This window comes from Allobosea spartocytisi (assembly GCF_014764685.1).
Classification (GTDB): domain Bacteria; phylum Pseudomonadota; class Alphaproteobacteria; order Rhizobiales; family Beijerinckiaceae; genus Allobosea; species Allobosea spartocytisi.
The window spans coordinates 330,313-355,953 of the sequence record NZ_JACXWY010000001.1; the positions used below are offsets into that span (position 1 = coordinate 330,313).

Genomic DNA, 25,641 nt, shown 5'->3' on the forward strand with positions numbered 1-25,641 from the left:
CGGCGAATTCGGAATTTTGTGCCGTCCGGTTTTCGACATTCGGTGAATCCGGCGAGCCGTCTGTGGGAGACTGGGTCGAGGCCGCCGCAGATGCGGCCGGGGAACAGGGCACGACCGCCGCGGAAGCCCGCAAGGCGGACTGAAACGATGCGGCGGCGCCGAAGCATCGGCGCCTGCGCGGCAAGCGACGCGGAGAGACGATGACGAAGAGCTTTAGCGATTTCCGCTACATGACGTTCGATGTCGTGGGCACGTTGATCGATTTCGAGGGCGGCCTCGTCGACACGCTGGCGGCCATCGCCCGCGAGGCCGGCGTCGCCTTCGACGGGGAACAGGCGCTGAACCTCTACCGCTCCGCCCGCTACATGCCGGATGTGCAGCATTTTCCGGACGATCTCGTCCGCGTCTACGGCGTGATCGCGCCGAAGCTCGGCCTGCCGGCCGGTGAGAGCCATGGCCGGCGCCTGCGCGATGCCGTGAAGGACTGGCGGCCCTTCCCCGACAGCGCCGCCGCGCTCGCCCGGCTGGCGAAACGCTACAAGCTCATCGCCATGACGAACGCCCAGCGCTGGGCCTTCGAGCATTTCGCCCGCGCGCTCGGCAATCCGTTCTACGCCGGCTTCACCGTCGATGACACCGGCACGGAAAAGCCCGATCCGCGCTTCTTCGAGCAGGTCTTCGCCTTCGTCGAGACGGATGGCGGCTCGCGCGACCAGATCCTGCACGTCGCGCAAAGCCAGTATCACGACATCGGCATCTCGCGCCGGCTCGGCCTGACCAATTGCTGGATCCAGCGCCGCCACGCCCAGCCCGGCTATGGCGGCACGATCGAGCCCGAGAACTTCACCGAGCCCGACTTCCATTTCACCTCGATGGCCGGGCTCGCCGACGCCGTCGAGTCCAGCCTGGCCGCCTGAAGACGCCGGGATCGAAGAAAAGCCGGCACCAAAACGCCGGCACCAACCGAAACAGGGGAATGACGATGACCGACAAGATCACGCCCAACTGGACGAGCGCCGACGACGTCTTCGTCGAGAACGCGATCCGCCGCGGCGCAAGCCGCCGCGATCTCCTGCAGATGCTGATGGCCGGCGGCCTGGCCGCTTCCGCCGGCAGCCTCGTACTGGCGCGCGCCACCTCCGCGCTCGCGGCGACGCCCGTCAAGGGCGGCAACCTGAAGGCGGCCGGCTGGTCCTCCTCGACCGCCGATACGCTCGACCCGGCGAAGGCCTCGCTCTCGACGGACTATGTCCGCTGCTGCGCCTTCTACAACCGCCTGACCTTCCTGGACGGGGACGGCAAGCTGCAGATGGAGCTCGCCGAGAAATTCGAGACCAAGGACGCCAAGGTCTGGACCGTCACGCTCAAGAAGGGCGTCACCTTCCATGACGGCAAGCCGCTGACCTCCGCCGACGTCATCTATTCGCTGAAGCGCCATCTCGACCCGGCCGTCGGCTCGAAATCGGCCGCGCTGGCCAAGCAGATGACCGGCTTCACGGCCGTCGACCCGCTCACCGTCGAGATCACGCTCGCGGCGCCCAATGGCGACCTGCCGACCATCCTGTCGACGCACCATTTCATGATCATCGCCGACGGCACGACGAACTTCGCCAAGGCGAACGGCACCGGCGCCTTCGTCTGCGAGAACTTCGAGCCCGGCGTGCGCTCGATCGCGGTCAGGAACAAGAACTACTTCAAGTCCGGCGGCGCGAACCTCGACTCCTTCGAGTTCTTCGCGATCACCGACGACACCGCGCGCGTCAATGCGCTGCTCTCGGGCGACATCCACCTCGCCGCGGCGATCAATCCGCGCTCGATGCGCCTGGTCGAGAGCCAGCCGAATGTCGTGCTGTCGAAGACCACGACCGGCAACTACACGAACCTCAACATGCGGCTGGACATGGCGCCTGGCGACAAGGCGGGTTTCGTCGAAGGCATGAAGTATCTGCTCAATCGCGAGCAGATCCAGAAGTCGGCGCTTCGCGGCCTCGCCGAGATCGCCAATGACCAGCCTGTTCCGCCGATGAACGTCTATCACAACAAGGACTTGAAGCCGAAGGCGTTCGATCCCGAGCGGGCCAAGTCCCTCTTCCAGAAGGCCGGCGTCCTCGGCCAGTCGATCCCGATCGTCGCCTCGGATGCCGCCGGCTCCTCGGTCGACATGGCCGTGCTCGTCCAGCAGGCCGGCAACGCGATCGGCATGAAGTTCGACATCCAGCGTGTGCCCTCGGACGGCTATTGGTCGAACTACTGGCTGAAGGCCCCGGTCCATTTCGGCAACATCAACCCGCGGCCGACGCCGGACATCCTGTTCTCGCTGCTCTATGCCTCCACGGCGCCGTGGAACGAGAGCCAGTACAAGTCGGAGAAGTTCGACAGGATGCTGCTAGAGGCGCGCGGCTCGCTCGACGAAGCCAAGCGCAAGCAGATCTATGGCGAGATGCAGGTGATGGTCGCCGACGAGGCCGGCACCGCGATCCCGGTCTACATCTCGAATGTCGACGCGATCTCGAACAAGCTGAAGGGTCTGCTCGCGAACCCGCTCGGCGGCATGATGGGCTACGCCTTCGCCGAATACGTCTGGCTCGAAGGCTAAAGCCCCGCTTCTCCCGCGGGTCGGGCGCGTGCGTCCGGCCCGCATTTCGTGTCACACTCCGCTCGGAGGTGTCAGCTGCGGGAGCGTCGATGAACCTTCACCTGTTGTCCCTGCTGGGCGGACGGCTGCTCGTCGCGCTGCTGACGCTGCTGATCGTCTCCTTCGTAGTGTTCTGCGCCACCCAGATCCTGCCCGGCGACGTGGCGGAGGTGCTGCTCGGCCAGGCCGCGACGCCCGAGGCCGTAGCGGGCTTGCGCGCGGCGATGCACCTGAACGATCCGGCGATCCTGCGCTTCTTCCGCTGGCTCGGCGGCATGCTGACGGGCGATCTCGGCATCTCTTATGCCAATAACCGGCCGATCGCGGAGCTCGTCGCCGGGCGCCTGGGCAACTCGCTCCAGCTCGCGGCGGCGACCGCGCTGTTTTCGGTGCCGATCGCGCTCGCACTCGGCATCACCTCCGCCATGCTGCGCGGCTCGGTTTACGACCGCTCGGTCACGATGGCGACGATCATGGTGATCTCGGTGCCGGAATTCATGATCGCCACCGCCGGCGTGCTGATCTTCGCTGTCTGGCTGAAATGGCTGCCGGCCCTGTCCTTCGCGCGGGACGTCCACTCCTTCGGCGAGATGCTGCGCATCTATGCGATGCCCGTCTTCACGCTGAGCTTCGTGATCTCGGCCCAGATGATCCGCATGTCGCGCGCCGCCGTCGTCGAGGCGCTCAACACGCCCTATGTCGAGATGGCGCAGCTCAAGGGCGCCTCGCGCCCGCGGGTCGTGCTGCGTCATGCGCTGCCCAACGCGCTCGGCCCCATCGTCAACGCCGTCGCGCTGTCGCTCTCCTATCTGCTCGGCGGCGTCATCATCGTCGAGACGATCTTCAACTATCCCGGCATCGCCAAGCTGATGGTCGACGCGGTGGCGACGCGGGACCTGCCGCTCATCCAGAGCTGCGCGATGATCTTCTGCGTCGTCTACCTGCTCCTGATCACGACGGCGGACGTCATCGCCATCCTGTCGAACCCGAAATTGCGCTGACCATGGCCATCGACGCAGCCAACACGACAACCGCCAGCCAGCGCCGCACCGGGTATCGGTTCAACCTCACCGGCTGGATCAGCCTGATCGTCATCCTCGCCTGGGCGCTGATCGCGATCCTTGCGCCCTATGTCACGCCCCATGGCATCAGCGACATCGTCGACACCGACTATTTCGGCCCGATGAGCCTGCAGTTTCCGCTTGGCACCGACTATCTCGGGCGCGACATGCTCTCGCGCATCCTGTTCGGCGCGCGCTACACGGTCGGCATCTCGCTGGCGGCCACGCTGATCGCCTGCAGCATCGGCGTCACGCTCGGCATGGCGGCGGCCGTGACCGGCGGCTGGTTCGATACGGCGCTGAGCCGCTTCATCGATGCGTTGAGCTCGATCCCCAGCAAGCTGTTCGCCCTCGTTGCCGTTGCCGGCGTCGGCTCCTCGATCCCCGTGCTGATGCTGATCCTCGGCATCATTTACACGCCCGGCTCCTATCGCTTCGCCCGTGCGCTCGCGGTCAACGTCAACACCGCGGATTTCGTCACGGTGGCGCGCCTTCGCGGCGAGAAACTGAGCTACCTGATCCGCGCGGAAATCCTGCCGAACATCATCGGCCCGGTGCTGGCCGATGTCGGCCTGCGTTTCGTCTTCATCGTGCTGCTCCTGTCGGGCCTGTCCTTCCTCGGGCTCGGCGTGCAGCCGCCGGAGGCCGATTGGGGTTCGCTGGTGCGCGAGAATATCGGCGGCCTGCCCTTCGGCTCGCCGGCCGTGATGGCGCCCTCCTTCGCCATCGCCAGCCTGACGATCGCGGTGAACATGCTGATCGACAACCTGCCGCAGAAGATCCGCGACCGGAGCGCCTGATGAGCCATCTCGTCGAAATCCGCGGGCTCAAGGTCGAGGCGACCACCGATGCCGGCCGCCGCGTCGAGATCATCAAGGGGGTGAGCTTCGAGATCGCGCCCGGCGAGATCGTCGCGCTGATCGGCGAGAGCGGCTCGGGCAAGACCACGATCGCGCTGACGCTGCTCGGCTACACCCGCACGGGCTGCCGCATCACCGGCGGAAGCGTCAGCGTCGACGGCCGTGACATGGCGCGCCTCTCCGAGGCCGAGCGGGCGAAGGTCCGCGGAGTCGATGTCGCTTATGTGCCGCAGAGCGCGGCCGCCGCCTTCAACCCGGCGCAGCGCATCATGGATCAGGTGATCGAGATCACCCGCATCCACCGGCTGATGCCGCGCCCCGCCGCCGAGGCCAAGGCCATCGAGCTGTTCAAGGCGCTCTCGCTGCCCGCGCCGGAGACGATCGGCTCGCGCTATCCCCACCAGGTCTCGGGCGGCCAGTTGCAGCGCCTCTCGGCCGCGATGGCGCTGATCGGCGATCCGAAGGTCGTGATCTTCGACGAGCCGACGACCGCGCTCGACGTCACCACCCAGATCGAGGTGCTGCGCGCCTTCAAGTCCGTGATGCGGCAAAGCCGGATGGCCGGCGTCTATGTCTCGCACGACCTTGCCGTCGTCGCCCAGATCGCTGACCGCATCGTCGTGCTGAAGGGCGGCCAGATCCAGGAGATCGGCACGACCGAGCAGATCCTGTCCGCGCCGAAGCATCCCTATACGCGCGAATTGCTGGCGGCCTTCTCGCCCGTCGCCCGCGTCGCAGCGCAGGCGGCCGCCACGGCAAGCCCGCCGCCGCAGCCGGTCCTCGAGCTCGACGCCATCAGTGCGGGCTACGGTCGATTGCAGCCGAACGGCAAGCCGCTGATGCTCGCGGTCGACGCCGTCAGCTTCAAGCTGGAACGGGGCCGCAATCTCGGCGTCATCGGCGAGTCCGGCTGCGGCAAGTCGACCCTCGCCCGGACCATCGCCGGCATCCTGCCGCCCTCCTCCGGCCATATCCGTTTCGACGGACGGCCGATGGCCCCGCTGGCGCGCGACCGCACGCCGGAAGAGCTGCGCAAGCTCCAGATCGTATTCCAGTCGGCCGACACCGCGCTCAACCCGGCGCAATCGATCGAGGATATCCTCGGCCGTCCCCTCGCCTTCTATCACGGCCTGCGCGGGCCGGCCCGCGACGCGCGCATCGACCGCCTGCTCGATCTCGTGCACCTGCCGCGCGCCCTGAAGCACCGGCTGCCGGGCGAGCTCTCCGGCGGGCAGAAGCAGCGCGTCAACCTGGCGCGCGCGCTCGCGGCCGACCCCGAGCTCGTGCTCTGCGACGAAATCACCTCGGCGCTCGATACGGTCGTCGCCGCGGCGATCATCGAGCTGCTGAAAGAGCTGCAGCGCGAGCTCGGCCTGTCCTATCTCTTCATCAGCCATGACCTGACGACGGTGCAGGCGATCTGCGACGAGGTCGCGGTGATGTATCGCGGCGTGAAGGTCGAGCAATTGCCGGCCGACCAGGTCGGCAAGGCCGGCGGCCACCCCTATGCGCGGCTGCTGATGTCCTCGGTGCCCAAGCTCGACCCATCCTGGCTCGACACGCTCGAGCGCGATCCGGAGCTCGTCGCCGCCTTCTCGAAGCGCTGAGCTCGCCTCAGCTCGTCGCCGTGACCGGAAACAGGCTCGTCAGCGGCATGTGCGGCTTGACGATGGGCGACTTCAGCACGACGAAGCTGAAATACTTGTCGATGCCGATATCGAGGTCGATCAGCCGCTCCATCAGCGTCTGGTACTCGATGATGCCGCTGGTCACGAATTTCACGAGATAATCGTAGCCGCCCGAGACGAGGTGGCATTCGATGACCTGGTCGAGCTTCTCGATGGCCGCCAGGAACCGCGCGAAATCGACCTGGCGGTGGTTCTTCAGCGTCACCTCGGTGAAGACCGTCAGCGTCTGGCCGAGCTTGCCGATATTGATCCGGGCGGAATAGCCGGTGATGTAGCCTTCCTGCTGCAGCTTCTTGACGCGCATCAGGCAGGGGCTCGGCGAGAGGTTCACCAGCTCCGCCAGCTCGACATTGGTGATCCGGCCGTTCTTCTGCAGCTCGTAGAGGATCTTGATGTCGATCTGATCGAGCTTCATGGGGGTCTCGTCCGCTGGCGCCGTCGCAGGATGGGTCATGGGCGGCCCGGCTCCGCCCGATCATGACGGAAGCCGGCGCTCCCGGCAATCGCACGGCAGATGCTGCCGCGCGCGAAGCCCTTGTTACCGGGACTTCGCGAAAGAAGAACGCGGAATCCGCCGGTCCGAACGGAAGGAAATGCCGCGGAACGGCGATATGCGGTGCGCGCCCCCTGTCCCGACGGGCTAGGCTTCGTCTTCGTCAAGGAGACCGTGATGCCGGCACCGCTTTTCGAGATCGAGACCAGCCCGCCCCTGCCCGAGAGCGCGGATGTCGTCGTGATCGGCGGCGGTATCGTCGGAGTCTGCACCGGCTATTATCTCGCGCGCCGCGGCATCAAGGTCGCGCTCGTCGAGAAGGGGCGCGTCGGCGCCGAACAGTCGAGCCGCAACTGGGGCTGGTGCCGGCAGCAGAATCGCGATGCGCGCGAATTGCCGATGGCGACGGAGAGCCTCGCGTTGTGGGACCGTTTCGCCGCCGAGATCGGCGAGGATCTCGGCTTCCGCCGCTGCGGCCTGCTCTATCTCAGCGACGACGAGGCCCAGATCGCCGGATGGGCGAAATGGCGCGACTTCGCGATCGGCCAGGGCGTCACCACCCACATGCTTTCCAGCGACGAGGCCTCCGCCCGAGGCGCCGCCACCGGCAAAAGCTGGAAGGGAGGCGTCTTCTCGCCGAGCGACGGCACCGCCGACCCCTCGCGCGCCGCGCCGGTGATCGCGCGCGGCATCGTCAAGGCAGGCGGCACGGTGCACCAGTTCTGCGCGGCGCGCGGGATCGAGACGAGCTGCGGGCGGGTCTCGGGCGTCGTCACCGAAAAGGGCACGATCCGCACGAGCACGGTCGTCCATGCTGGCGGCGCCTGGGCTTCCTCCTTCCTCAACCAGCTCGGAATCCGTTTCCCGCAATCATCGGTGCGGTCGTCGATCCTGTCGGTGATGCCAGGGGTGTCCGGCATTCCGGACGCCCTTCACACGACCGAGGTCTCCGTGACGCGCCGCGGCGATGGCGGCTATGCGCTCGCGATCAGCGGCGGCGCCCGCGTCGATCCGACGCCGCAGCAACTGCGCTTCGCACGCCAGTTCGTGCCGATGTTCCTGCGGCGCTGGCGCAACCTCGCCATCGGCGGCCTGCAAGGCTGGCGCGCCGGCCACGAGACCCTGGCGCGCTGGCGGCTCGACGCGCCGACGCCGATGGAGGCGAACCGCATCCTCGACCCGACGCCCGATCGCAAGCAGATCGCCGAGACCCATGCGCGAGCGCTCAAGCTGCTGCCGGCCCTGAAAGGCGTGCCGGTGCAGGCGCGCTGGGCCGGCTATATCGACTCGACTCCGGACGGAGTGCCGGCCATCGGCGAGCTCGCGGGTGTGCCCGGCTTCATCCTCGCCGCCGGCTTCAGCGGCCATGGCTTCGGCATCGGCCCGGGCGCCGGCCACCTGATCGCCGACATCGCCAGCGGCGCGAAGCCGATCGTCGATCCGGCATCCTATCGGCCGGACCGGCTGGATGGCTCGGCCTTCGGCAAGGTCGCCGAGTTCTGAGCCCCGGCGGGTGCTGGCTTGCGAGCACATAAGTCGATCTTATGGGGTCGGCATGAATTCGTCTTGTCGCTCCCGACGGACGGTACGGATGCTGCATGAACCGGTTCGGGAGACCGGGTGGATTCCAAGAAGGGGAGATGGGGAATGATCGGATTGAGAACGGTTCTGGCGGCTCTCGCCATGGTGGCGGCCGGGGCCAGCGCTCAGGCGCAGACGGTCTACAAGGTCGGCTCGACGCCGACGGGCACGCCCTTCACCTTCCTCGACGCGAAGACCAACACCATCCAGGGGATGATGGTCGACGTGATCGAGGAGATCGGCAAGGATCAGGGCTTCAAGGTCGAGATCCAGCCGATGCAGTTCTCCGCGCTGATCGCGGCGCTGACCTCGGGCAAGATCGATATCATCTCGGCCGCCATGTACGGCTCGCCCGAACGGGCAAAGGTCGTCGACTTCAGCAAGGACGTCTACGCCTATGGCGAGGGGCTCGTCGTATCGACCAAGGACGAGAAGGACTATGCCGGCTTCGATGACATGAAAGGCAAGAAGGTCGGGGCCCAGATCGGCACCCGCTACATCGATGCCCTGAAGGCCGCCGGCACGGCTGCCGAAGTCAATGCCTATGACAGCCTGCCCGACATCCTGCGCGACGTCTCGAACGGGCGCCTCGACGCCGGCATCGGCGACTACCCGATCCTGGCCTACAACCTCGCCCAGGGGCGCTTCCCGCAATTGCGGCTGGTGAAGTCGTACAAGCCGTCCGTGCCCGGGCCGATCAACATCGCTGTGAAGCAGGGCAATGCCGAATTGCTGGGCAAGATCGACGCCGGCCTCGCCGCCATCAAGAAGGATGGGCGCTTCGACGCGATCCTGAAGAAGTGGGGCCTCTGAGCGCTCCACGGATCGCATCATGAGCCACTTCCTCAGCCAGGTACCGACGTTCCTGCCGATCCTGATGCAGGGCGTCTACCTGACCATCCTGGTCACGCTCGGTGCCTTCGTGCTCGCGACGGCGCTCGGCCTGCTCTGGGCCTTCATGCGGGTGAGCGGCATCGCGCCGCTCGCCTGGACGGCGCGCACGATCATCGTCGTGGTGCGCGGCATCCCCGGCCTGGTGACGCTGTTCTACATCTATTTCGTGCTGCCGGATCTCGGCCTCTCGCTGACCGCGCTGCAGGCCGCGATCATCGGTCTCGGCATCGCCTATTCGCCCTATATGGCGGAGGTGTTCCGGGCCGGGATCGAGGCGATCGACCGCGGGCAGACGGAAGCCGCGCTCTCGATCGGCATGGGCTGGGGCCTGATGATGCGGCGCGTCGTCCTGCCCCAGGCGATCCGCGTGGCGCTGCCGCCCTATGGCAGCACCATGGTGATGCTGCTCAAGGATTCCTCGCTCGCCTCGACGATCACGGTCGCGGAGCTCTCGCTGCAGGGCAAGCTGCTGGCGTCCTCCACCTTCGAGAACACGGCGATCTTCACCTTGGTGGCGCTGATCTATCTCGCCATGAGCCTGCCATTGACGGCGTTCAACGCCTGGCTCGAACGGCGTCTGGGGGCTGGCCGATGAGCATCGTCGCGCTGCACAATGTGCGCAAATCCTTCGGGCCGCTCGAGGTGATCCACGACGTCTCCTTCTCGGTCGAGAAGGGCGAAGTGGTCTGCATCATCGGGCCGTCCGGCTCGGGCAAGTCGACGCTGCTGCGCTGCATCAACGGGCTCGAGACCTATCAGGGCGGCGAGATCGTCGTGCATGGCGAGCGGGTCGATACCAAGGCGCGCAGCATCCGGCAGGTGCGGACGCGGGTCGCCATGGTGTTCCAGCGCTTCAACCTGTTCCCGCACCGGACGGCGCTGGAGAATGTCGCGGAAGGGCCGATCTTCGTGAAGAAGGAGCCGCGCGAGCAGGCGCTCGCCCAGGCGCGGCAGCTCCTCGAAAGGGTCGGGCTCGGCGCCAAGATCGACGCCTACCCCGCCCAGCTCTCCGGCGGCCAGCAGCAGCGCGTCGCCATCGCCCGCGCGCTCGGCATGCGGCCGGATGCGATCCTGTTCGACGAACCGACCTCCGCGCTCGACCCCGAGCTCGTCGGCGAGGTGCTCGCGGTGATGCGCTCGCTCGCCGACGAAGGCATGACGATGATCGTCGTCACCCACGAAATGGGCTTCGCCCGCGAGGTGGCCGACCGCGTGCTCTTTCTCGATGGCGGCGTACTGGTCGAGCAAGGGCCGCCGAGCGAAGTGCTCAGCCGGCCCCAGAACCCGCGTACGCAGGACTTCCTGCGGCGCATCCTGCAAGCATGAGGATCGCGGCATGGCACAGGTGACCGGGCCGTTCTTCGCCGAGGGCGCCGTCGACACGCCCTATTGGTGGGATGCGGCCGAGCCCAGGGCCGCCCCCTCCACCGCGCTGCCGGCCAGCAGCGAGGTCGTGATCGTCGGGGCAGGCTTCACCGGCCTCAATGCGGCGCTGACGCTGGCGAAAGCCGGCAAGCAGGTGACGGTGCTCGACGCGGAAGCGCCGGGCTGGGGTGCCTCCTCCCGCAACGGCGGCATGCTGGGGCCGGGATGGGCGACCTTCGACACGGCCATGGCCTATGGGCCGGAAAAGGCGCGCGCCATCGTCGGAGAGAGCTTTCTCGCGCTCCAGCACGTCAAGGACGTGGTGGAGCGCGAGGCCATCGCCTGCGACCTCGCTGTGGTCGGCTATTTCCGCGGCGCCATGACGCCGCGCCTCTACGAGGCCATGGGCCGCCAGCTCGACCGCATCCGCAAGGTCATGCCCTGCGACGCCTATCTGGTGCCGCGGGCCGAGCAGCATGGCGAGATCGGCACCGATCTCTACCATGGCGGCCTCGCCATTCCCGGCTATGCCGGGCTCCATCCCGCCCGCTATGTCGCAGGCCTCGCCGAAGCGGCGCACCGCGCCGGAGCCCAGCTCTTCGGCGGCGCGCGCGTTACAGCGATCGCGCCGGACGCCGGCGGCTTCACCGTCTCCGTCGGCCGGCAGCGGATCGCGGCGAAGCAGCTTCTCGTCGCCACCAACGGCTATACGGGTTCGCTCCTGCCCTTCCTGCAGCGGCGGATCATCCCGATCCGCAGCGCGCTCATCGCCACGGCGCCGCTGCCGCCAGAGGTCATGGACAGGCTGATGCCGAAGCGGCGCATGCTGGCGGGCAGCCAGCGCGTCGTGACCTATTACAGGCCCTCGCCGGACGGCACGCGCGTGCTCTTCGGCGGCCGCGTGCTCAAGGTCAACGGCGAGAACGTGGCGCGGGCCAATGCCGGCCATCTGCGCAAGCAGATGCTGCAGGTCTTCCCGGAACTGGAGCGGACGCCTCTCACCCATTACTGGCACGGCCAGACCGGCTTCACCTTCGACAAGCTGCCGCATCTCGGCGAGCGGGAGGGCATCTTCTACGCCTGTGGCTACAACGGCACCGGCATCGCGCGGGCAAGCTGGTTCGGCCACAAGATCGCGCAGCGGATGCTCGGCAGCGTGGAAAAGCCCAGCGCCTATGAGGACCTGCCGTTCAGGAGCCGCCCGCTCTATTACGGCAAGCCCTGGTTCCTGCCGCTCGCCGTCCAGTTCTACGAGATGCTGGATCGCTGGGAACAGCGTTAAAGCATCGGACTGGACATCGGCGCTCGCGGCGGCGATGTCTGCGCCATCGCCGATGCTGGAACCACCGATGCGGGCCCGCCAACTCGAAGTCTTCTGCACGCTGATGCGCAGCGGCACCGTCACCGGCGCGGCGGCGATGCTCAACATCTCGCAGCCGGCGCTGAGCCAGATCCTGCTCCACACCGAAGACCAGCTCGGCTTCAAGCTGTTCGACCGCGTGCGCGGCCGGCTGGTGCCGACGCAGGAGGCCGAGGAGCTCTACGCCCAGGCCGAGCACATCTTCGGGGAGCTCGATGCGCTGCGGCGGCGCACCGTCGACATGCGGCACGGGCGCACCGGGCTCGTCAGGCTGGCGGCGTCCGCCCCGCCCTCGATGTCGATCGTGCCGCGCGCGCTGCTCGCCTTCCGGGAAGCGCATCCCGATATCGTCGTGCGCTCGCTCATCGCGTCGCAGGTGAGCATCATCGACATGCTGCGCAGCGGCGAGGTCTCGCTCGGCATCACCATGAACAACCTGCCGCATCAGGGAATCTTCACGGAGACGGTCGGCCATGCCGATCTGGTCTGCGTGCTGCCCGCGCAGCATCGGCTCGCGGCGCTGGACCGGATCGGCTTCGCGGATATCCAGGCGGAGACCCTGATCTCCTACCGCGCCGACACCCTGCCGGGGCGCCTGCTCGCGGTTGCGGCCGAAACGGAGGGGCTTGCCTATGCTCCCGCGATCGAGATCGACCTGTCGATCACGGCGCTGCCCTTCGTGCGCGACGGCCTCGGCCTTGCCGTCGTCGACGGGCTGCTGCCATGGGAGCAGTTCAACGGCATCGTCGCCCGGCCGTTCTCGCCGCGGATCGAGGTGCCGATCGCGATCGTGACCAGCAAGGACCGGCCGCTCTCCGCCAGCCATGAATGGATGCGCGACTGCCTCAGAGCCGCCGGCCGCGACTTCAGCCGGGCGGCGCTTGCGGGCGAGTGAGCTCGCGCGGACGCCTCAACCGTCGGCGTCCCCCAGCAACGCACCGATCGGCGCGGGCCTGACCGGGGCCTGGGCCCGCAGCCGGCCGGCTTCGCGAGCACAGCCCAGGCCTGCCCGGTCGGCCACGATCTCGGCGGCGGCGAGCTCGCAATAGCGGCCCTGGCAGCGCCCCATGCCGACACGCCCGAGCGATTTGGCGCGGTTGACCTCGCCGCCGCCGAAATCGACGGTCTCGCGCAGCTCTCCTGCCGTCACACCCTCGCAGCGGCAGATCACGGTCTCACCGGGAAGCGTGGCCGCCGCCGGCCAGGGGAAGGCCTCGGCGACGCCGCCTGCGAAGCGGGCGAAACGACGCAGCCGGCGCCTGTCGGCGACGATATCGGGCGCCGGCAGGCCGAGATCCTGCAGGCAGGCAGCGGCGGCGAGGCGCCCCGCGACCTCGGCCGCGTCGGCACCGAGAATGCGCAAGCCGTCCCCCGCGAGGTAGACCCCCGCGCTGGCCCGCCCCAACTCGTCGGCCTTCGGCAGCCATTGGCGCCAGCTCTCGTCATAGGCGAAATCGCAACCGGCGAGGTCGGCGAGCCGCGTCTCGGACCGCAGATGCCAGCCGAGGCCGACCGCGTCGCAGTCCGTGTGACGCTCCTGCCCGGCCGCGTCGCGCCAGCGGATGGCCACCGGCCCGCGCGCATCGGCCTCGATCCGGTCGAGCCGGACCCCGGCATGGTAGCGACCGGCGAGGCGCGCCCGCATCGCGAGCCCGCGCAGGACGAAAACCGGCCGCGCCACGAGACCGCCGAGACCGGCAAGCTGCCGGCGCGTCGGCGAGGTGTCGAGCACCGCCGCGACCTCGCCGCCGGCCTTCAGCAACTGCACCGCGAGCAAGGTGAGCAGCGGGCCCGAGCCTGCCAACACGATCCGGTGGCCGAGCGCCGCGCCTTGCGCCTTCAGCGCGATCTGCATCGCGCCGAGGCCGTAGACGCCGGGGTTCTCCCAGCCCGGCACCGGCATGATCCGGTCCATCGCGCCGGTCGCGAGGATCAGGCGATCATAGGCGACCCAATGGCTGCCGGCCGGCCCGAGCACGAGCAGGCGCCCATCCGCGATCGCGGCAACGGAGCTGCGCGCGTGATGGACGAGCCGGCCTGCCGCGAGCATTCCGTCGAAGGCGGCATGCAGCGCCACCGCCTTCGACGCTTCCGAACCGTAGAGAGTCTCGGGCGGGCGCGTGAAACCGGGTGGCGACCGACGGTAGATCTGGCCGCCGGCGCGCTCGGCCTCGTCGATCACGATCGGCGTGAGCCCGGCCGCGACGAGCGTCTGCGCGGCGCGGATGCCAGCTGGACCGGCGCCGACGACGACCACGCGCGGCGTTCCGCCGCCGCTCACGGCCAGTCTCCCGGAGCGTCGGTCAGCAGCCGCATACCCTCAGTGAGCGGCGTCGAGCAGGCGCGGATGCGTGGCCCCTCCTCCTGCCAGACCCAGCAATCCTGGCAGGCGCCCATCAGGCAGAAGCCGGCGCGGGTTTCCGTCCCGAATTCGGAATGGCGCAGCGCCGGCGCCACGGAAAGGATGGCGCTGAGCACCGTGTCCCCGGCAAGTGCCTGCCGTTCCGCGCCGTCGAGGACGAAGCGCATCGGCGCGCGATTCGTCTCGGCAAGCCGGACGAGGCGCCCGGCCGGATGGCCCGCCGCGCTCACTCGGCCGCCTCGGGCAAGGCAGCACCGCCCTCGGGCATTTCAGGGAAGCGCAGGCGCGCTTCCCTGAAAGCCTGCGCCACGCCCTGCGCGCCCACCTTGCCCTTCATCCGGCGGAAGATCTCCGTCTTGGCGAAGAAGCGCCAGTGGATCGGCAGGCCGGCAAGCAGCGCGGTGAGCCAGTCATAGGCTTCCGGCGTCCATTGCGCCTCGTAGCCCTCGCGCTCGGGGCCGAAATGGAAATGGCCCTCGACCGGCGAGCGTGATGCGCGGCGCGCCTGCGTCGCCGCCTCGTCGACCTCGCCTGCGCGGATGACGACGCCGTACTCGCGCTCCGCCGCCTCGGCCGAGACGTAGCCGCGCGCCACATCCGTCGCGACGCGCCAGGGCTCACGGTCGAAAGGATGGCCGCGGCCGCCGCCGCCGGCGGAGCGGATTTCGAGCACATCGCCCGGCTGGAGCACGGCGGTGTCGATATTGCCGAGCCGCCGCTCCTCCGGCTGGCCGGGATTGACGACCATGTCCGACAGGCCCGCCGCGCGGCCGCCGAGCACGCCCCAGGGGCGGAAGAAGCTGCGGTCGCGGTTGCGGGCGGTGATGCGGCTATCCGGCGCGAAGACGCGGAAGGCCATCTCGGTGGCGAGCCCGCCGCGCCAGCGCCCGGCGCCGCCGCTGTCCCTGGCCAGCCCGTATCTGACGAACTCGACCGGGGTTTCCGTCTCGGTGATCTCGATCGGCGTGTTCCTGAGATAGGCGGCATCGGCCCCCGAACCGTTGGTGCCGTCGCGATGGGGCATGCCGCCGCCGCCACCCACCACCGGGTTGACCGCGGCGATGACGGTGCGGCTGGTGCGCTCGTCGGTGGTCATCACGTTGACGATGCAGTTGTTGCCGGCGGGTGCTGCCGGCAAACGCTCCGGCACGGCCTGCGAAAAGGCCCCGAAGATCACCGAGCGCAGCCGCGCGCAGGTGAGCGAGCGCATGCCGACCGCGGCGGGGAAGACCGGGTTGAGCACGGACCCTTCCGGCGCGATGCAGGTGAAGGGGCGTGTCAGGCCGGTATTGAGCAGGATCTTCGGGTTCAGCGTGTAGAGGACGTAATAGACCCCGACCAGCAGCATCGTATGCCGGGGGTTGCCGCCGCTGGGAACGTTGAGCGACGAGGCGAGCTGCGGGTCGGAGCCGGTGAAGTCGAGCACCGCCTCGCCGCCGCGGATCGTCAGTTTGAGCTTGAGGCGGCAGGGATTGGCCTCGACCGAATCCTCGTCGGCATAGTCGGCGAACTCCCAGGTCCCGTCCGGCATGGCCCGCAGCACTTCGCGCGCCTGCGCCTCGGCATGGTCGAGCAGCGCGTCGACACCCTCGAGGAAGGCCTGTCGGCCGAACTTCTCGATCATCGCCAGCACCTTGCGCTCGCCGGTGTTGAGCGCGCCGACCAGGGCCTTGATGTCGCCGATGTTCAGGTCCGGCTTGCGGACGTTCGTCGTCATGATCCGCAGGATCTGCTCGTCGAAGACGCCTTCGTTGACGAGCTTCATCGGCGGGAAGCGGATGCCCTCCTGATGGATCTCGGTCAGGGCGCGCGACAGCGAGGCCGGCACCGCGCCGCCCATATCGGTGTTGTGGATATGGCCGCCCGTCCAGGCGACGATCTCGCCCTGGTGGAAGACCGGCTTCCAGAGATGGGTGTCGGGAGCGTGGGTCGCGACGAAGCAGGAATAGGGGTCGTTGGTGAAGGCCACGTCGCCGGGCTTGTAGTCCTCGACCATCTCGATCGCGGGCGCCCAGGAGAGGCCGGGATACCAGGTCGCGCCCAGCTCCATCGGCACGGCGAAGGTGTCGCCGCGCCGGCTGATCAGCATGACGGTGAAGTCCTCCGTCTCCTTGACGAAGGCGGAATGCGCCGTGCGGTGCAGCGTATGCGCCATATTCTCCGCCGCGGCGCGGGCGTGGTTGGCGAGGACCTGCAGCTTCATCCGGTCGAACATCGGCGTCACTCCGCGAAGGTCAGGTGCAGGTTGAGATGGCGGTCGATCCGGGCGCGGGCGCCGAGGGGGATCGCGACGGTGGTGTCCTCCTGCGCCACCACGGCCGGGCCGGTGAAGCGGCTGCCGGGCTTCAGCTCGGCGCGGCGATAGAGGCCGACCGCGCGGCGGGCGCCGCCGGTATGGACCGCGATCTCGCGTTCGGGCTCTGCTTGTTCGTCGACCTCATCCCATTCGGGGAAGGTCAGCGCCGGGCCGGCGCCGATGGCCGAGAGGCGCAGATTGACGATCTCGACGCGGCCCTGCGCATCGTCGAAATCGTAGATGCGCGCATGCGTCAGGTGGAATTCCCGCGCGATCGCTTCGGCGTCGCCGCTCTCCAGCCAGGCGGGCTGCAGCGGCACCTCGATCTCGTAGCTCTGGCCGACATAGCGCATATCGGCCGAGAGCCTGAGATCGGCCGGTCCGGCATGGCCCTGGGCGGCGAGCCAGGCGCGTCCGTCCTGCACCATCGCGGCGAAGGCCCGGTGAAGCTCCGGCAGCACACCCGGCGACAATTCGGCGAAGAGCGTACGCACGAAATCGCCGCGCAGATCGGCGACGAGGCCGCCCAATGCCGAGACGACGCCGGGGCGGCGCGGCGCGATCAGCCGGGTCATGCCGAGCTCGCGGGCGAGAAAGGCGCCGAGCATCGGGCCGCCCCCGCCGAAGGGCATCAGCGTGAAATCCTTGAGATCGACACCGGCCCGCGACGAGAGCTTCTCGACCTCGACGAACATCTCGGAGACGGCGATGTCGAGGATGGCCTGGGCGGCCTCCTCCACCGAGCGGCCGAGCGCCTCGGCGAGGCGCCCGACGGCAGCGCGAGCTAGGCCGGTATCCATGCTGAGCTGGCCATAGGCCATCTCGCTATGGCCGAGCCAGCCGCAGACCACCATCGCGTCCGTCACCGTCGCCTGGTGGCCGCCGCGGCCGTAGCAGGCGGGCCCCGGCGTCGAGCCGGCCGATTCCGGGCCGACGCGCAGCACGCCCTGCCCGTCGACCGAGGCGATGGAGCCACCGCCGATGCCGATCGAGCTGACCGAGACGGAGGGGATATAGAGCGGGAACTCGCCGATCATCTCGCCGGTGCCGTATTGCGCCTCGCCGTCGATGATCAGGGCGAAATCGGCGGAGGTTCCGCCGATATCGAGGGTCAGCACGCGCTTCTCGCCGGCCTGCCGCGCGAACCAGGCCGCGCCGATCACGCCCGAGGCCGTGCCCGACAGCAGCATGGAGACGCAGGCGCGCTTGCCCTCGGCGGCGTTCATCACGCCGCCATTGGACTTGGTGAGCAGGCAGCGCGCGGGCACGCCGCGCCCCTCCAGCCGCTCTTCCAGCGCCGAGAGATAGCCGGCGATGCGCGGATGGACATAGGCGTTGAGGATCGCCGTCGTCGTGCGCTCATATTCGCGGATGACCGGCCAGACCTCGGCCGAGGTGAAGACGAAGAGCTCGGGCGCGAGCCGCGCGATCTCGGCTTTCACCACCTCCTCCTGGGCGCCGTCGCGCCAGGCATGCAGAAAGGCGACGACGATGCCGACGGCGCCACGCGCCTTGGCCGAAGCCACCGCGGCGGCAACCGCAGCAAGATCGGGCTTGACCGTCTCGCGGCCGTCCGAGCGCATCCTGGCGGGGATGCCGAAGACACGGTCGCGAGTGATGAGCTGCTCGGGGCGGGAGCAGAACAAGGAATAGACGTCGGGCATGCGCAACCGGGCGAGCTCGATGACGTCCTCGAAACCGGCATTGGTGAAGAGCGCGAGCGGCGCGCCCTTGCGCTGGATGACCGTGTTGACGCCGACCGTGGTGCCGTGGACGAAGCGCGTCACGGCGGTGGCATCGAGCCCCTCGCGCTCGGCCAGCAGCGTGAGGCCCGTCATCAGCTCCGCGCCCGGATCGTCCGGCGTCGTCAGCACCTTGAGCGAGGCGACGCGGCCGCTGCGCGCTTCCAAGGCGCAGAAATCGATGAAGGTGCCGCCGATATCGACACCGATCTTCCAATCCGCGCCGTCGCCCACATCCGTGCCGAGCGCTGCCCCGCCTGCCATGTCCATGCCTCTCCTGTGCCGATCCGGAAGCTGGCATGGGCGACGCCGCCCCGTCCAAGAGACAAGCCGGGCAGACGCATAAGCCGGACTTATGCCCTCGACGGCAGCCGCCTTGTGCCCTGTCCATAGGCGGCGCTTATGGCCTTTGCGCCAACGCGTCTTTGACTGGAGTTCCGGGGGGCGGCAGCTTCGGCAGCTGGACGACCTGCCGCCTCGGCGCGGCGAGAGGCGGATATGGACGTGATCGTGCTCGGCGGCGGCCTGATGGGGACCGCCTCCGCCTATTTCCTGGCCCGGCGGGGCTTGCGCGTGACGCTGCTCGAGCGCGGCCGGGTGGGAACGGGAGCGACCGTCGCCTCCTTCGGCAATATCCGCCGCACCGGCCGCCATCTCACGCAACTGCCGCTGGCGCATCGCTCCCGCGCACTCTGGGGCGAGGCCGCGCGCCTGCTCGGGCGCGACGTCGAGTTCCGCGCCACCGGCCATCTGCGCCTGATCTTCGAGGAGGACGCGCTGGCGGATATGCGCGCCTATGCCGAAGCCGCGCGGCCCTGGGGGCTGGAACTGGAAGAGCTCGGCGCCAACGAGATCCGGGCACGTTTTCCCGGTCTCGGGCCTGGCGCGATCGCGGCCTCGTTCTCCCCGCAGGACGGGTCCGGCAATCCGCGGCTGATCGCGCCCGCCTTCGCCGATGCGGCACGGCGGCTCGGCGCCAGCATCGTCGAGGATTGCGCGGTCACCGACCTCAAGGCGACGGCGGCGGGCTTCCGCGTCACCACCGCCAAAGGCGTGTTCGAGGCGGATCGTCTGCTCAACACGGCCGGCGCCTGGGGCGCAGCCATCGCCGCCCGTTTCGGCGAGCCCGCGCCGCTGACGCCGCGCGGCCCGCAGATGGGCGTGACGGAACCCCTGCCCCACCGCGTCCTGCCCGTGGTCGGCATCTGGAGCCGGCAGCATGGAGCAGACGGCTATTTTCGACAGGTCGAGCGCGGCAACATCGTCTTCGGCGGCGCGGCCGAGCGCGTCGCGGTCGATCTCGAGCCCGGCCATGCCAAGGCCGACCCGGCACGCCTGCCGGCCCAGTTGCGCGCACTCGTGCGCCTGCTGCCGGCGCTCGAGAATGTCGCGGTGATCCGCACCTGGTCGGGCTGCGAGGGCTATCTCGCCGATATGCTGCCGGTGATGGGCCCTTCCGCCACCACGCCGGGCCTGTTCCACGCCTTCGGCTTCAGCGGGCACGGCTTCCAGCTCGGCCCCGGCGTCGGCGACACCATGGCCGAGCTGATCGCGACGGGCACGACCGAGATCCCCCTGCACGATTTCCGCATCGAGCGCTTCGCGGCGGCTTCCGGGACAGCGGCACAGGGCTGAACGCTGCGCTCTTCGGCACGGCGCGCCGGGCGATCCACCGCAACGCCCCGGTGGAGGCGGGCTTCCCAATCCCTGAGCGAGTATTGCACCGGTGATGGCCGCCTCAGGCCGCACGGTTCAACCGGCAATCCGAACGTCTCCGGGATCGACGCGGCAAACGGAGCCCGCGAACCCGAACAGAGCACGGCTTCACTCGCTGCCGCCATCTCGCGGTTGATTTTCGCCTCTGGTCATCGTACTGGTCTTACCAGAAATAAGAACGGTGACGTCAGGGATGGATGCTCAAGGTACCGACAGCGCGTCGGGGTTCGAGCGCGTCTTCGCCTATCTGCGGGAGCGGCTGCTCGACGGCACGCTGAAGCAGGGCGAACGGCTCATGGCCGAACGCGAACTGGCCGCGCAGCTCGGCGTGAGCCGGCCGATCGTGCGCGAAGCACTGCGCGCCCTGCACATGCTCGGCATCGTCGAGATCCGCGAACGCGTCGGCACCATCGTGAAGCGGCCGGACGCCTCGATGCTGAAGGACTTCTTCACGCTCGCGCTCGCCCAGCAGGCCGACCTCATCGACGATGTGATGGAGGCGCGCATCGCCATCGAGTGCCAGGCCGTGCGCCTGGCCTGCGAGCGCGCCACCATCGCCGATTTCGAGCGGCTGCAACGCGCGCTCGTCCGCATCGGCGAGACCATCGACGATGCCGATGCGGGTGGCGACGCCGATTTCGAGTTCCACCGAGCCATCGTGCTGGCGGCGCGTTCGCCGACGCTGGCGGTGCTGCATGAATCCATGTCGACGCTGCTGGCGCGCTCGCATCGCAGCCGCCGCGAGCTCGTCCAGCGCTTCAGCTCGATGAAGACCTACCTGATCGATGACCACAAGCGCGTCTTCGACACCATCGTCGGGCGCGATCCCGACCGCGCCGAAGTGACGCTGCGCCGCCATTTCGCGATCGGCGACGAATACCGCCGCCGCGCGGTGACCGGCGAGGGCGACCGGTCGGAGACGCGGAGCGCCTAGCGAAACCGAGGCGCCGATTTCATCAAAACAATGCCGAAAGAGCAGGTTATGGGACGGAACGAAACGGGCAGCGTCGGCTTCATCGGCCTCGGCACGATGGGGCGCGAGATGGCGCGCAATCTCATCAAGGCGGGGCATCGGGTCACCGTCTACGACGTCCTCGACGAGGCGGTCACCGTGCTGGCGGCCGAGGGCGCGAAGCCGGCTGCGAGCCCGGCCGAGGCTGCGGCGGATGCCGATATCGTCATCACCATGCTGCCGGATACGCCACAGGTCGAGGATGTCGTCTATGGCGAGGACGGCCTGCTGGCCGCGCCGCCGCGCGGGCGCCTGATCGTCGACATGAGCACGATCTCGCCTGTCGCCGTCCGCCGGATGCATGCCGATCTCAAGGCGACGGGCACCGATTTCGTCGACGCGCCGGTCTCAGGCGGCCCGATCGGTGCGAAGACCGCGACTCTGACGATCATGGCGGGCGGCGAGGCGGCGGCCTTCGCCAGGGCCGAACCGTTCTTCCGGGGCATGGGCACGACCATCACCCATGTCGGCGCACCGGGCGCCGGCCAGGCGGTCAAGCTCTGCAACCAGCTGATCTGCAGCATCAATATCCAGGCGGTCTGCGAGGCGATCGCGCTCGGCCGCGCCTGCGGCGTCGATCTGGAGCAGATGCGCTCCGTGCTGCTCGGCGGCTCGGCCGCGTCCTGGATGCTCGACAAGCTCGGCCCCGCGATGATCGCGGGCGATGCCGGGGCGGGTTTCCGCATCGACCTGATGCTGAAGGATTTGCGCCTCGTGCAGGAACAGGCGCAGGCGCTTTCGGTACCACTGCCGGGCACCGCGCTCGTCACCAGCCAGTACATCGAGGCGCGCGCCCATGGCGAAGGCGGGAACGGCAACCAGGCGCTGTTTCGCGTCTATGACCGCATGACGAACCGGGCCTGACGGCGGCGATGGGGCTCCATCTCGACTTCTCCGTCGTGCTCGAACGCTGGCCGCTCTTCCTCGACGGCGCGGCGATGACGCTGAAGCTCGCCTTCATCGCGATCCTGACCGGCGGCGCGATCGGCACCCTCTGTGCCATCGGCCGCGGCAGCAGCAACCGCTTCATCGCCGGGCTCTGCGCCGCTTACGTCGAGACGATCCGCAACACGCCGCTGCTCGTCCAGATCTTCCTGGTCTATTTCGGGCTGGCCAGCATCGGCTTCAAATTCTCGGCCTTTTCCGTCGCGGCGGCCGCGCTCGCCATCAATGTCGGCGCCTATACGGCCGAGATCATGCGGGCGGGCTTCGAGGCGATCCCGCCCGGCCAGATCGAGGCGGCGGAGGGCCTCGCCCTCTCGCGCGTCCAGATCTACTGGCACGTCATCCTGCTGCCGGCGATCGAGAAGGTCTATCCGTCGCTGACCAGCCAGTTCGTGCTGCTGATGCTGGCGTCTTCCGTCACCTCGCAGATTTCGGCGGAAGAGCTGACGGCCGTCGCCAACTACGTCCAGTCCGACACCTACCGCGCCTTCGAGACCTATATCCTCGTCGCGCTCGCCTATATCGCGCTCTCGCTCGTCCTGCGCGCCGCCTTCTGGGCGCTGGGGCAGGTGCTCTTCCCGCGCCGCCGGCGCCTCGGCACGCCGCTTTAAGGGAGCGATCACCATGGGCGGCTCCCTCAATGCGAACCATCTCCTCTTCCTCGGCCAGGGCGCGCTCTGGACCATCGGGCTGTCGATGATCGCGCTGATCGGCGGCGGGATCGTCGGCCTCCTGATCGCGCTCGCCCGGGTCTCGCCGAGCAAGGCGGTGCGGCTGCTCAGCGGCGCCTATGTCCAGCTCGTCCAGGGTACGCCGCTGCTTGTGATCATGTTCCTCGGCTATTTCGGCCTCTCCGCGCTCGGCTTCGCGATCACGCCGCTCTGGGCTGCCGGAGCCTCGCTGACGATCTATGTCGGCGCCTATTTCGGCGAGATCTGGCGCGGCTGCATCCAGGCCGTGCCGCGCCCGCAATGGGAGGCGGCCGAAGGGCTGGCGCTCAGCCGCACCCAGCGCATGCTCAAGGTCATCCTGCCCCAGGCGATGCGCATCGCCACGCCGCCGACCGTGGGCTTCATGGTGCAGATCATCAAGAACACCTCGCTCGCCTCGGTCGTTGGCTTCGTCGAGCTCGCCCGTTCCGGCCAGATCATCAACAACTCTCTGTTCGAGCCCTTCCTGATCTACGCGATCATCGCCCTGATCTACTTCGCGCTCTGCTTCCCGATCTCGCTCCTCAGCCGGCGTCTCGAACGCCGCATGGGCGTCGGCCGCGCGAAGCTGATGCCGGCCTGACGAGATTTGAAAGCCATGAGCCAGGAACGCCCCCAGGAACACCTCATCGTCGAACGCCCCATCGTGGTGCTCGACAAGGTCCATAAGAGCTTCGGCACGCTCAAGGTGCTGGACGGCGTCAGCTTCACCGTCGAACGCGGCGAGGTCCTGGTGCTGATCGGCCGCTCCGGCTCCGGCAAGAGCACGGCACTGCGCTGCATCGACCGCTTCGAGAAGATCGATTCCGGCGAGATCCGCGTCTGCGAGCACCGCGTCGACGCCGCCGATATCGATCTTCGGGCGCTGCGGCAGGATGTCGGCATCGTCTTCCAGAGCTACAACCTGTTCCCGCACCTCACCATCGAGCAGAACATCACGCTGGCGCCGGTCTCGGTGAAGCGGATGAGGAAGGCCGAAGCACGCGAGCTCGCCAAGGCGATGCTGGCCAGGGTCGGCCTCTCCGAGAAGCTCGACGCCTATCCCGAGCAACTCTCCGGCGGCCAGCAGCAGCGCGCGGCGATCGCCCGTTCGCTCGCGATGCAGCCCAAGGTGATGCTGTTCGACGAGGTCACCTCCGCGCTCGATCCGGAGCTGACCGGCGAGGTGCTCAAGGTCATCGAACAGCTCGCCGCGGACGGCATGACCATGGTGATGGTTACCCATGAGATGGGGTTCGCGCGAGGCATCGCCGATCAGGTGGTGTTCATGCATGCGGGCAGGGTTCACGAGGCCGGAAGTGCCTCGATCCTGTCAGCTCCGGCCACGCCGGAACTCGCCCAGTTCGTCGGAACCGGGCTCTAACGACCAAAAAGAAGGGAAGGAACCAAGGATGAAACGCTCTCTCACGCTTGCCCTGTTGGCGGCGACGGCCCTGGCCTGCGCCGGCCAGGCCGCCCGCGCCGACCTGCTCGACGACATCATGAAGGCCGGCAAGATCCGCATCGCGACCGATCTCGCGATCCCGCCATCGGGCATGATCGACGGAGCCATGAAGCCGACCGGCTCGGATGTCGAGACCGCCGAGCTTCTCGCCAAGGATTGGGGCCTTCAGCTCGAATTCGTCCAGACCACGGGCGCGACCCGCATCCCCAACGTCCAGACCAACAAGGCCGACATCATCATCTCGACGCTGTCGGTCACGCCCGAGCGCGCCAAGGTCATCGACTTCTCAAAACCCTATGCCGCGCTGCAATCGGTGGTGGGCTGCCTGAAATCGGTCGAGGCCAAGAGCTGGGACGATCTGAAGGGCAAGACCATCGCCGTCTCGCGCGGCACCACGCAGGACACGACGCTGACCAACATGAAGGAGCGCGACCTCAAGCTCGCCCGCTACGAGGACGATGCGACGATGGTCACGGCGGCCGTCTCCGGCCAGGCCGATTGCGTCGCGAGCTCGGCGACGATCGTCTCGCAGATCGGCGTCAAGGCGCCGGCGCGGCCCTTCGAGCCCAAGGTCTCGATCACCAATTTCGACCTCGCCATCGGTGTGAAGAAGGGCGAGCCGAAGCTGATCGAGAAGCTCGACGCCTGGGTCGAGCAGAACCTCAAGAACGGCAAGCTCAACGCGATCTACAAGAAGTTCCACGGCACCGACCTGCCCGCGAACATGCGCGGCTGATCCCTACCGAGCCGGCGCTCGCCATGGGCGCCGGCCCTTCGCTCCAACCACCACAGGATATCCCATGCGCCTCGTCATCGGCTCCGACCATGCCGGCTGGTCCCTCAAGCAGCACGTCATCGACCACATCACATCGCTGGGCCACGAGGTCGTCGATGTCGGCTCCCACGACGACCAGCCGGTCGATTTCCCCGACATCGCCCGCGAGGTCGCCCGCAAGGTTACCTCCGGCGAGGCCGAGCGCGGCATCATGGTCTGCGGCACCGGCGTCGGCGCCTCGATCGCCGCCAACAAGATGAAGGGCATCCGGGCGGCCGTCTGCCACGACATCCATTCCGCCCATCAGAGCGTCGAGCATGACGACGTCAACGTGATGTGCATCGGCGCCAAGATCGTCGGCCCCTGGCTCGCCAGCGACCTGATCTCGTCCTATCTCGCCGCCGAATTCTCGACCGACGAGGATTTCCGCCGCCGGGTCGAGAAGCTCCACCAGATGGATGCCGAAGGCTGAGACCCGGATCCGGGAGCGAAACGATCCCGGTTTCCGGCTCCGTGAACAGCGATCCAGCGGCGCGGGCCGCCGGCATCGGCGCCTCTTTTCTTGCGGCCGGCTTGCGGCCGGCCCGTCTGCGCCGGATCCGGCCGGATCGCTCCGGGCTGAGCCCGATCGACCCGAAAAAGCCGCCGGGCTGCCACGTTTCATTCAAATACCGTTCAGCCTGATGGGCACAGCCTCGTTTA

At 68.3% G+C, this 25,641-nt stretch carries 24 protein-coding genes; 19 read left to right on the top strand and 5 right to left on the bottom strand.

The window, feature by feature from the left end; all coding sequences use genetic code 11:
* The first annotated feature begins 200 nt into the window (after nucleotides 1-200).
* The 5 genes from IED13_RS01700 (at nucleotide 201) to IED13_RS01720 (ending at nucleotide 6,163) form a co-directional block, all read left to right on the top strand.
* Nucleotides 201-917, top strand: a complete 717-nt coding sequence (locus IED13_RS01700) for an HAD-IA family hydrolase (protein WP_191123166.1) — start codon at nucleotides 201-203, stop codon at nucleotides 915-917.
* A 65-nt stretch (nucleotides 918-982) separates the two neighbouring features.
* On the top strand, nucleotides 983-2,596 hold the full coding sequence (locus IED13_RS01705) for an ABC transporter substrate-binding protein (RefSeq protein WP_038362526.1): 1,614 nt from the start codon (nucleotides 983-985) through the stop codon (nucleotides 2,594-2,596).
* Between the two features lie 89 nt (nucleotides 2,597-2,685).
* Nucleotides 2,686-3,636: an ABC transporter permease gene (locus IED13_RS01710; protein ID WP_113252194.1), complete on the top strand. Its 951-nt coding sequence runs from the start codon at nucleotides 2,686-2,688 to the stop codon at nucleotides 3,634-3,636.
* Between the two features lie 2 nt (nucleotides 3,637-3,638).
* Nucleotides 3,639-4,496 carry an ABC transporter permease gene (locus tag IED13_RS01715; RefSeq protein ID WP_191123167.1) on the top strand — a complete coding sequence of 286 codons (858 nt, stop codon included), beginning with the start codon at nucleotides 3,639-3,641 and terminating at the stop codon, nucleotides 4,494-4,496.
* On the top strand, nucleotides 4,496-6,163 hold the full coding sequence (locus IED13_RS01720; RefSeq protein WP_191123168.1) for an ABC transporter ATP-binding protein: 1,668 nt from the start codon (nucleotides 4,496-4,498) through the stop codon (nucleotides 6,161-6,163). The genes IED13_RS01715 and IED13_RS01720 overlap by 1 nt, the downstream gene beginning before the upstream one ends.
* A 7-nt stretch (nucleotides 6,164-6,170) precedes the next feature.
* Here the strand turns inward: IED13_RS01720 and IED13_RS01725 are convergent, their stop codons facing one another.
* Complete coding sequence (locus IED13_RS01725; RefSeq protein ID WP_038361612.1) at nucleotides 6,171-6,659, bottom strand: Lrp/AsnC family transcriptional regulator; 489 nt, start codon at nucleotides 6,657-6,659, stop codon at nucleotides 6,171-6,173.
* 255 nt (nucleotides 6,660-6,914) lie between these two features.
* Between IED13_RS01725 and IED13_RS01730 the strand changes: the two genes are divergently transcribed.
* The 6 genes from IED13_RS01730 to IED13_RS01755 all read left to right on the top strand — a co-directional run bounded on the left by IED13_RS01730 (nucleotide 6,915) and on the right by IED13_RS01755 (nucleotide 12,832).
* Nucleotides 6,915-8,240: an NAD(P)/FAD-dependent oxidoreductase gene (locus IED13_RS01730; protein ID WP_191123169.1), complete on the top strand. Its 1,326-nt coding sequence runs from the start codon at nucleotides 6,915-6,917 to the stop codon at nucleotides 8,238-8,240.
* A gap of 144 nt (nucleotides 8,241-8,384) precedes the next feature.
* Entirely contained in the window at nucleotides 8,385-9,131 is a 747-nt protein-coding gene (locus tag IED13_RS01735) for an ABC transporter substrate-binding protein (protein ID WP_191123170.1), read from the top strand.
* A 19-nt stretch (nucleotides 9,132-9,150) separates the two neighbouring features.
* A complete protein-coding gene (locus IED13_RS01740; RefSeq protein WP_038361606.1) occupies nucleotides 9,151-9,807 on the top strand; it encodes an amino acid ABC transporter permease in 657 nt (218 codons plus the stop codon).
* On the top strand, nucleotides 9,804-10,538 hold the full coding sequence (locus tag IED13_RS01745) for an amino acid ABC transporter ATP-binding protein (protein WP_210323456.1): 735 nt from the start codon (nucleotides 9,804-9,806) through the stop codon (nucleotides 10,536-10,538). The genes IED13_RS01740 and IED13_RS01745 overlap by 4 nt, the downstream gene beginning before the upstream one ends.
* Before the next feature lie 10 nt (nucleotides 10,539-10,548).
* A complete protein-coding gene (locus IED13_RS01750) occupies nucleotides 10,549-11,859 on the top strand; it encodes an NAD(P)/FAD-dependent oxidoreductase (protein WP_191123171.1) in 1,311 nt (436 codons plus the stop codon).
* Between the two features lie 67 nt (nucleotides 11,860-11,926).
* The gene (locus IED13_RS01755; RefSeq protein ID WP_191123172.1) at nucleotides 11,927-12,832 is read left to right on the top strand and encodes a LysR family transcriptional regulator; all 906 of its coding nucleotides are present in this window, start codon (nucleotides 11,927-11,929) and stop codon (nucleotides 12,830-12,832) included.
* Nucleotides 12,833-12,847: 15 nt separating this feature from the next.
* On the opposite strand, the gene IED13_RS01760 is transcribed toward IED13_RS01755, so the two are convergent.
* Genes IED13_RS01760 through IED13_RS01775 form a run of 4 tightly spaced genes read right to left on the bottom strand, consistent with a single transcriptional unit; the run spans nucleotide 12,848 to nucleotide 18,607 of the window.
* On the bottom strand, nucleotides 12,848-14,218 hold the full coding sequence (locus IED13_RS01760) for an FAD/NAD(P)-dependent oxidoreductase (RefSeq protein ID WP_191123173.1): 1,371 nt from the start codon (nucleotides 14,216-14,218) through the stop codon (nucleotides 12,848-12,850).
* Entirely contained in the window at nucleotides 14,215-14,466 is a 252-nt protein-coding gene (locus tag IED13_RS01765; RefSeq protein WP_191123304.1) for a (2Fe-2S)-binding protein, read from the bottom strand. The genes IED13_RS01760 and IED13_RS01765 overlap by 4 nt, the downstream gene beginning before the upstream one ends.
* A 59-nt stretch (nucleotides 14,467-14,525) precedes the next feature.
* Nucleotides 14,526-16,514 (bottom strand): hydantoinase B/oxoprolinase family protein, encoded by a 1,989-nt coding sequence (locus IED13_RS01770; RefSeq protein WP_191123174.1) that lies wholly within the window; start codon nucleotides 16,512-16,514, stop codon nucleotides 14,526-14,528.
* 5 nt (nucleotides 16,515-16,519) lie between these two features.
* Complete coding sequence (locus IED13_RS01775) at nucleotides 16,520-18,607, bottom strand: hydantoinase/oxoprolinase family protein (protein ID WP_404801874.1); 2,088 nt, start codon at nucleotides 18,605-18,607, stop codon at nucleotides 16,520-16,522.
* A 228-nt stretch (nucleotides 18,608-18,835) separates the two neighbouring features.
* Between IED13_RS01775 and IED13_RS01780 the strand changes: the two genes are divergently transcribed.
* The 8 genes from IED13_RS01780 (at nucleotide 18,836) to rpiB (ending at nucleotide 25,411) form a co-directional block, all read left to right on the top strand.
* Nucleotides 18,836-19,972, top strand: coding sequence for an NAD(P)/FAD-dependent oxidoreductase (locus tag IED13_RS01780; protein ID WP_191123175.1), 1,137 nt, complete (start codon nucleotides 18,836-18,838; stop codon nucleotides 19,970-19,972).
* Nucleotides 19,973-20,246: 274 nt separating this feature from the next.
* Nucleotides 20,247-20,987: a FadR/GntR family transcriptional regulator gene (locus IED13_RS01785; protein ID WP_191123176.1), complete on the top strand. Its 741-nt coding sequence runs from the start codon at nucleotides 20,247-20,249 to the stop codon at nucleotides 20,985-20,987.
* 48 nt (nucleotides 20,988-21,035) lie between these two features.
* On the top strand, nucleotides 21,036-21,929 hold the full coding sequence (locus tag IED13_RS01790; RefSeq protein ID WP_191123177.1) for an NAD(P)-dependent oxidoreductase: 894 nt from the start codon (nucleotides 21,036-21,038) through the stop codon (nucleotides 21,927-21,929).
* Nucleotides 21,930-21,937: 8 nt separating this feature from the next.
* The gene (locus IED13_RS01795) at nucleotides 21,938-22,621 is read left to right on the top strand and encodes an amino acid ABC transporter permease (protein ID WP_191123178.1); all 684 of its coding nucleotides are present in this window, start codon (nucleotides 21,938-21,940) and stop codon (nucleotides 22,619-22,621) included.
* Nucleotides 22,622-22,634: 13 nt separating this feature from the next.
* Entirely contained in the window at nucleotides 22,635-23,303 is a 669-nt protein-coding gene (locus IED13_RS01800) for an amino acid ABC transporter permease (protein WP_191123179.1), read from the top strand.
* A 15-nt stretch (nucleotides 23,304-23,318) separates the two neighbouring features.
* Nucleotides 23,319-24,083 carry an amino acid ABC transporter ATP-binding protein gene (locus IED13_RS01805; RefSeq protein WP_191123180.1) on the top strand — a complete coding sequence of 255 codons (765 nt, stop codon included), beginning with the start codon at nucleotides 23,319-23,321 and terminating at the stop codon, nucleotides 24,081-24,083.
* 28 nt (nucleotides 24,084-24,111) lie between these two features.
* Nucleotides 24,112-24,900, top strand: a complete 789-nt coding sequence (locus IED13_RS01810) for a transporter substrate-binding domain-containing protein (RefSeq protein ID WP_038361579.1) — start codon at nucleotides 24,112-24,114, stop codon at nucleotides 24,898-24,900.
* 64 nt (nucleotides 24,901-24,964) lie between these two features.
* Nucleotides 24,965-25,411 (top strand): ribose 5-phosphate isomerase B, encoded by a 447-nt coding sequence (gene rpiB, locus IED13_RS01815; protein ID WP_038361576.1) that lies wholly within the window; start codon nucleotides 24,965-24,967, stop codon nucleotides 25,409-25,411.
* Nucleotides 25,412-25,641: the final 230 nt, after the last annotated feature.

Bases quoted from the DNA above. Each gene is read 5' to 3' on its own strand.
- IED13_RS01700 (WP_191123166.1), top strand. From the start codon at position 201: ATGACGAAGAGCTTTAGCGATTTCCGCTACATGACGTTCGATGTCGTG.
- IED13_RS01705 (WP_038362526.1), top strand. From the start codon at position 983: ATGACCGACAAGATCACGCCCAACTGGACGAGCGCCGACGACGTCTTC.
- IED13_RS01710 (WP_113252194.1), top strand. From the start codon at position 2,686: ATGAACCTTCACCTGTTGTCCCTGCTGGGCGGACGGCTGCTCGTCGCG.
- IED13_RS01715 (WP_191123167.1), top strand. From the start codon at position 3,639: ATGGCCATCGACGCAGCCAACACGACAACCGCCAGCCAGCGCCGCACC.
- IED13_RS01720 (WP_191123168.1), top strand. From the start codon at position 4,496: ATGAGCCATCTCGTCGAAATCCGCGGGCTCAAGGTCGAGGCGACCACC.
- IED13_RS01725 (WP_038361612.1), bottom strand. From the start codon at position 6,659: ATGAAGCTCGATCAGATCGACATCAAGATCCTCTACGAGCTGCAGAAG.
- IED13_RS01730 (WP_191123169.1), top strand. From the start codon at position 6,915: ATGCCGGCACCGCTTTTCGAGATCGAGACCAGCCCGCCCCTGCCCGAG.
- IED13_RS01735 (WP_191123170.1), top strand. From the start codon at position 8,385: ATGATCGGATTGAGAACGGTTCTGGCGGCTCTCGCCATGGTGGCGGCC.
- IED13_RS01740 (WP_038361606.1), top strand. From the start codon at position 9,151: ATGAGCCACTTCCTCAGCCAGGTACCGACGTTCCTGCCGATCCTGATG.
- IED13_RS01745 (WP_210323456.1), top strand. From the start codon at position 9,804: ATGAGCATCGTCGCGCTGCACAATGTGCGCAAATCCTTCGGGCCGCTC.
- IED13_RS01750 (WP_191123171.1), top strand. From the start codon at position 10,549: ATGGCACAGGTGACCGGGCCGTTCTTCGCCGAGGGCGCCGTCGACACG.
- IED13_RS01755 (WP_191123172.1), top strand. From the start codon at position 11,927: ATGCGGGCCCGCCAACTCGAAGTCTTCTGCACGCTGATGCGCAGCGGC.
- IED13_RS01765 (WP_191123304.1), bottom strand. From the start codon at position 14,466: ATGCGCTTCGTCCTCGACGGCGCGGAACGGCAGGCACTTGCCGGGGAC.
- IED13_RS01770 (WP_191123174.1), bottom strand. From the start codon at position 16,514: ATGTTCGACCGGATGAAGCTGCAGGTCCTCGCCAACCACGCCCGCGCC.
- IED13_RS01775 (WP_404801874.1), bottom strand. From the start codon at position 18,607: ATGGACATGGCAGGCGGGGCAGCGCTCGGCACGGATGTGGGCGACGGC.
- IED13_RS01780 (WP_191123175.1), top strand. From the start codon at position 18,836: ATGGACGTGATCGTGCTCGGCGGCGGCCTGATGGGGACCGCCTCCGCC.
- IED13_RS01785 (WP_191123176.1), top strand. From the start codon at position 20,247: ATGGATGCTCAAGGTACCGACAGCGCGTCGGGGTTCGAGCGCGTCTTC.
- IED13_RS01790 (WP_191123177.1), top strand. From the start codon at position 21,036: ATGGGACGGAACGAAACGGGCAGCGTCGGCTTCATCGGCCTCGGCACG.
- IED13_RS01795 (WP_191123178.1), top strand. From the start codon at position 21,938: ATGGGGCTCCATCTCGACTTCTCCGTCGTGCTCGAACGCTGGCCGCTC.
- IED13_RS01800 (WP_191123179.1), top strand. From the start codon at position 22,635: ATGGGCGGCTCCCTCAATGCGAACCATCTCCTCTTCCTCGGCCAGGGC.
- IED13_RS01805 (WP_191123180.1), top strand. From the start codon at position 23,319: ATGAGCCAGGAACGCCCCCAGGAACACCTCATCGTCGAACGCCCCATC.
- IED13_RS01810 (WP_038361579.1), top strand. From the start codon at position 24,112: ATGAAACGCTCTCTCACGCTTGCCCTGTTGGCGGCGACGGCCCTGGCC.
- rpiB (WP_038361576.1), top strand. From the start codon at position 24,965: ATGCGCCTCGTCATCGGCTCCGACCATGCCGGCTGGTCCCTCAAGCAG.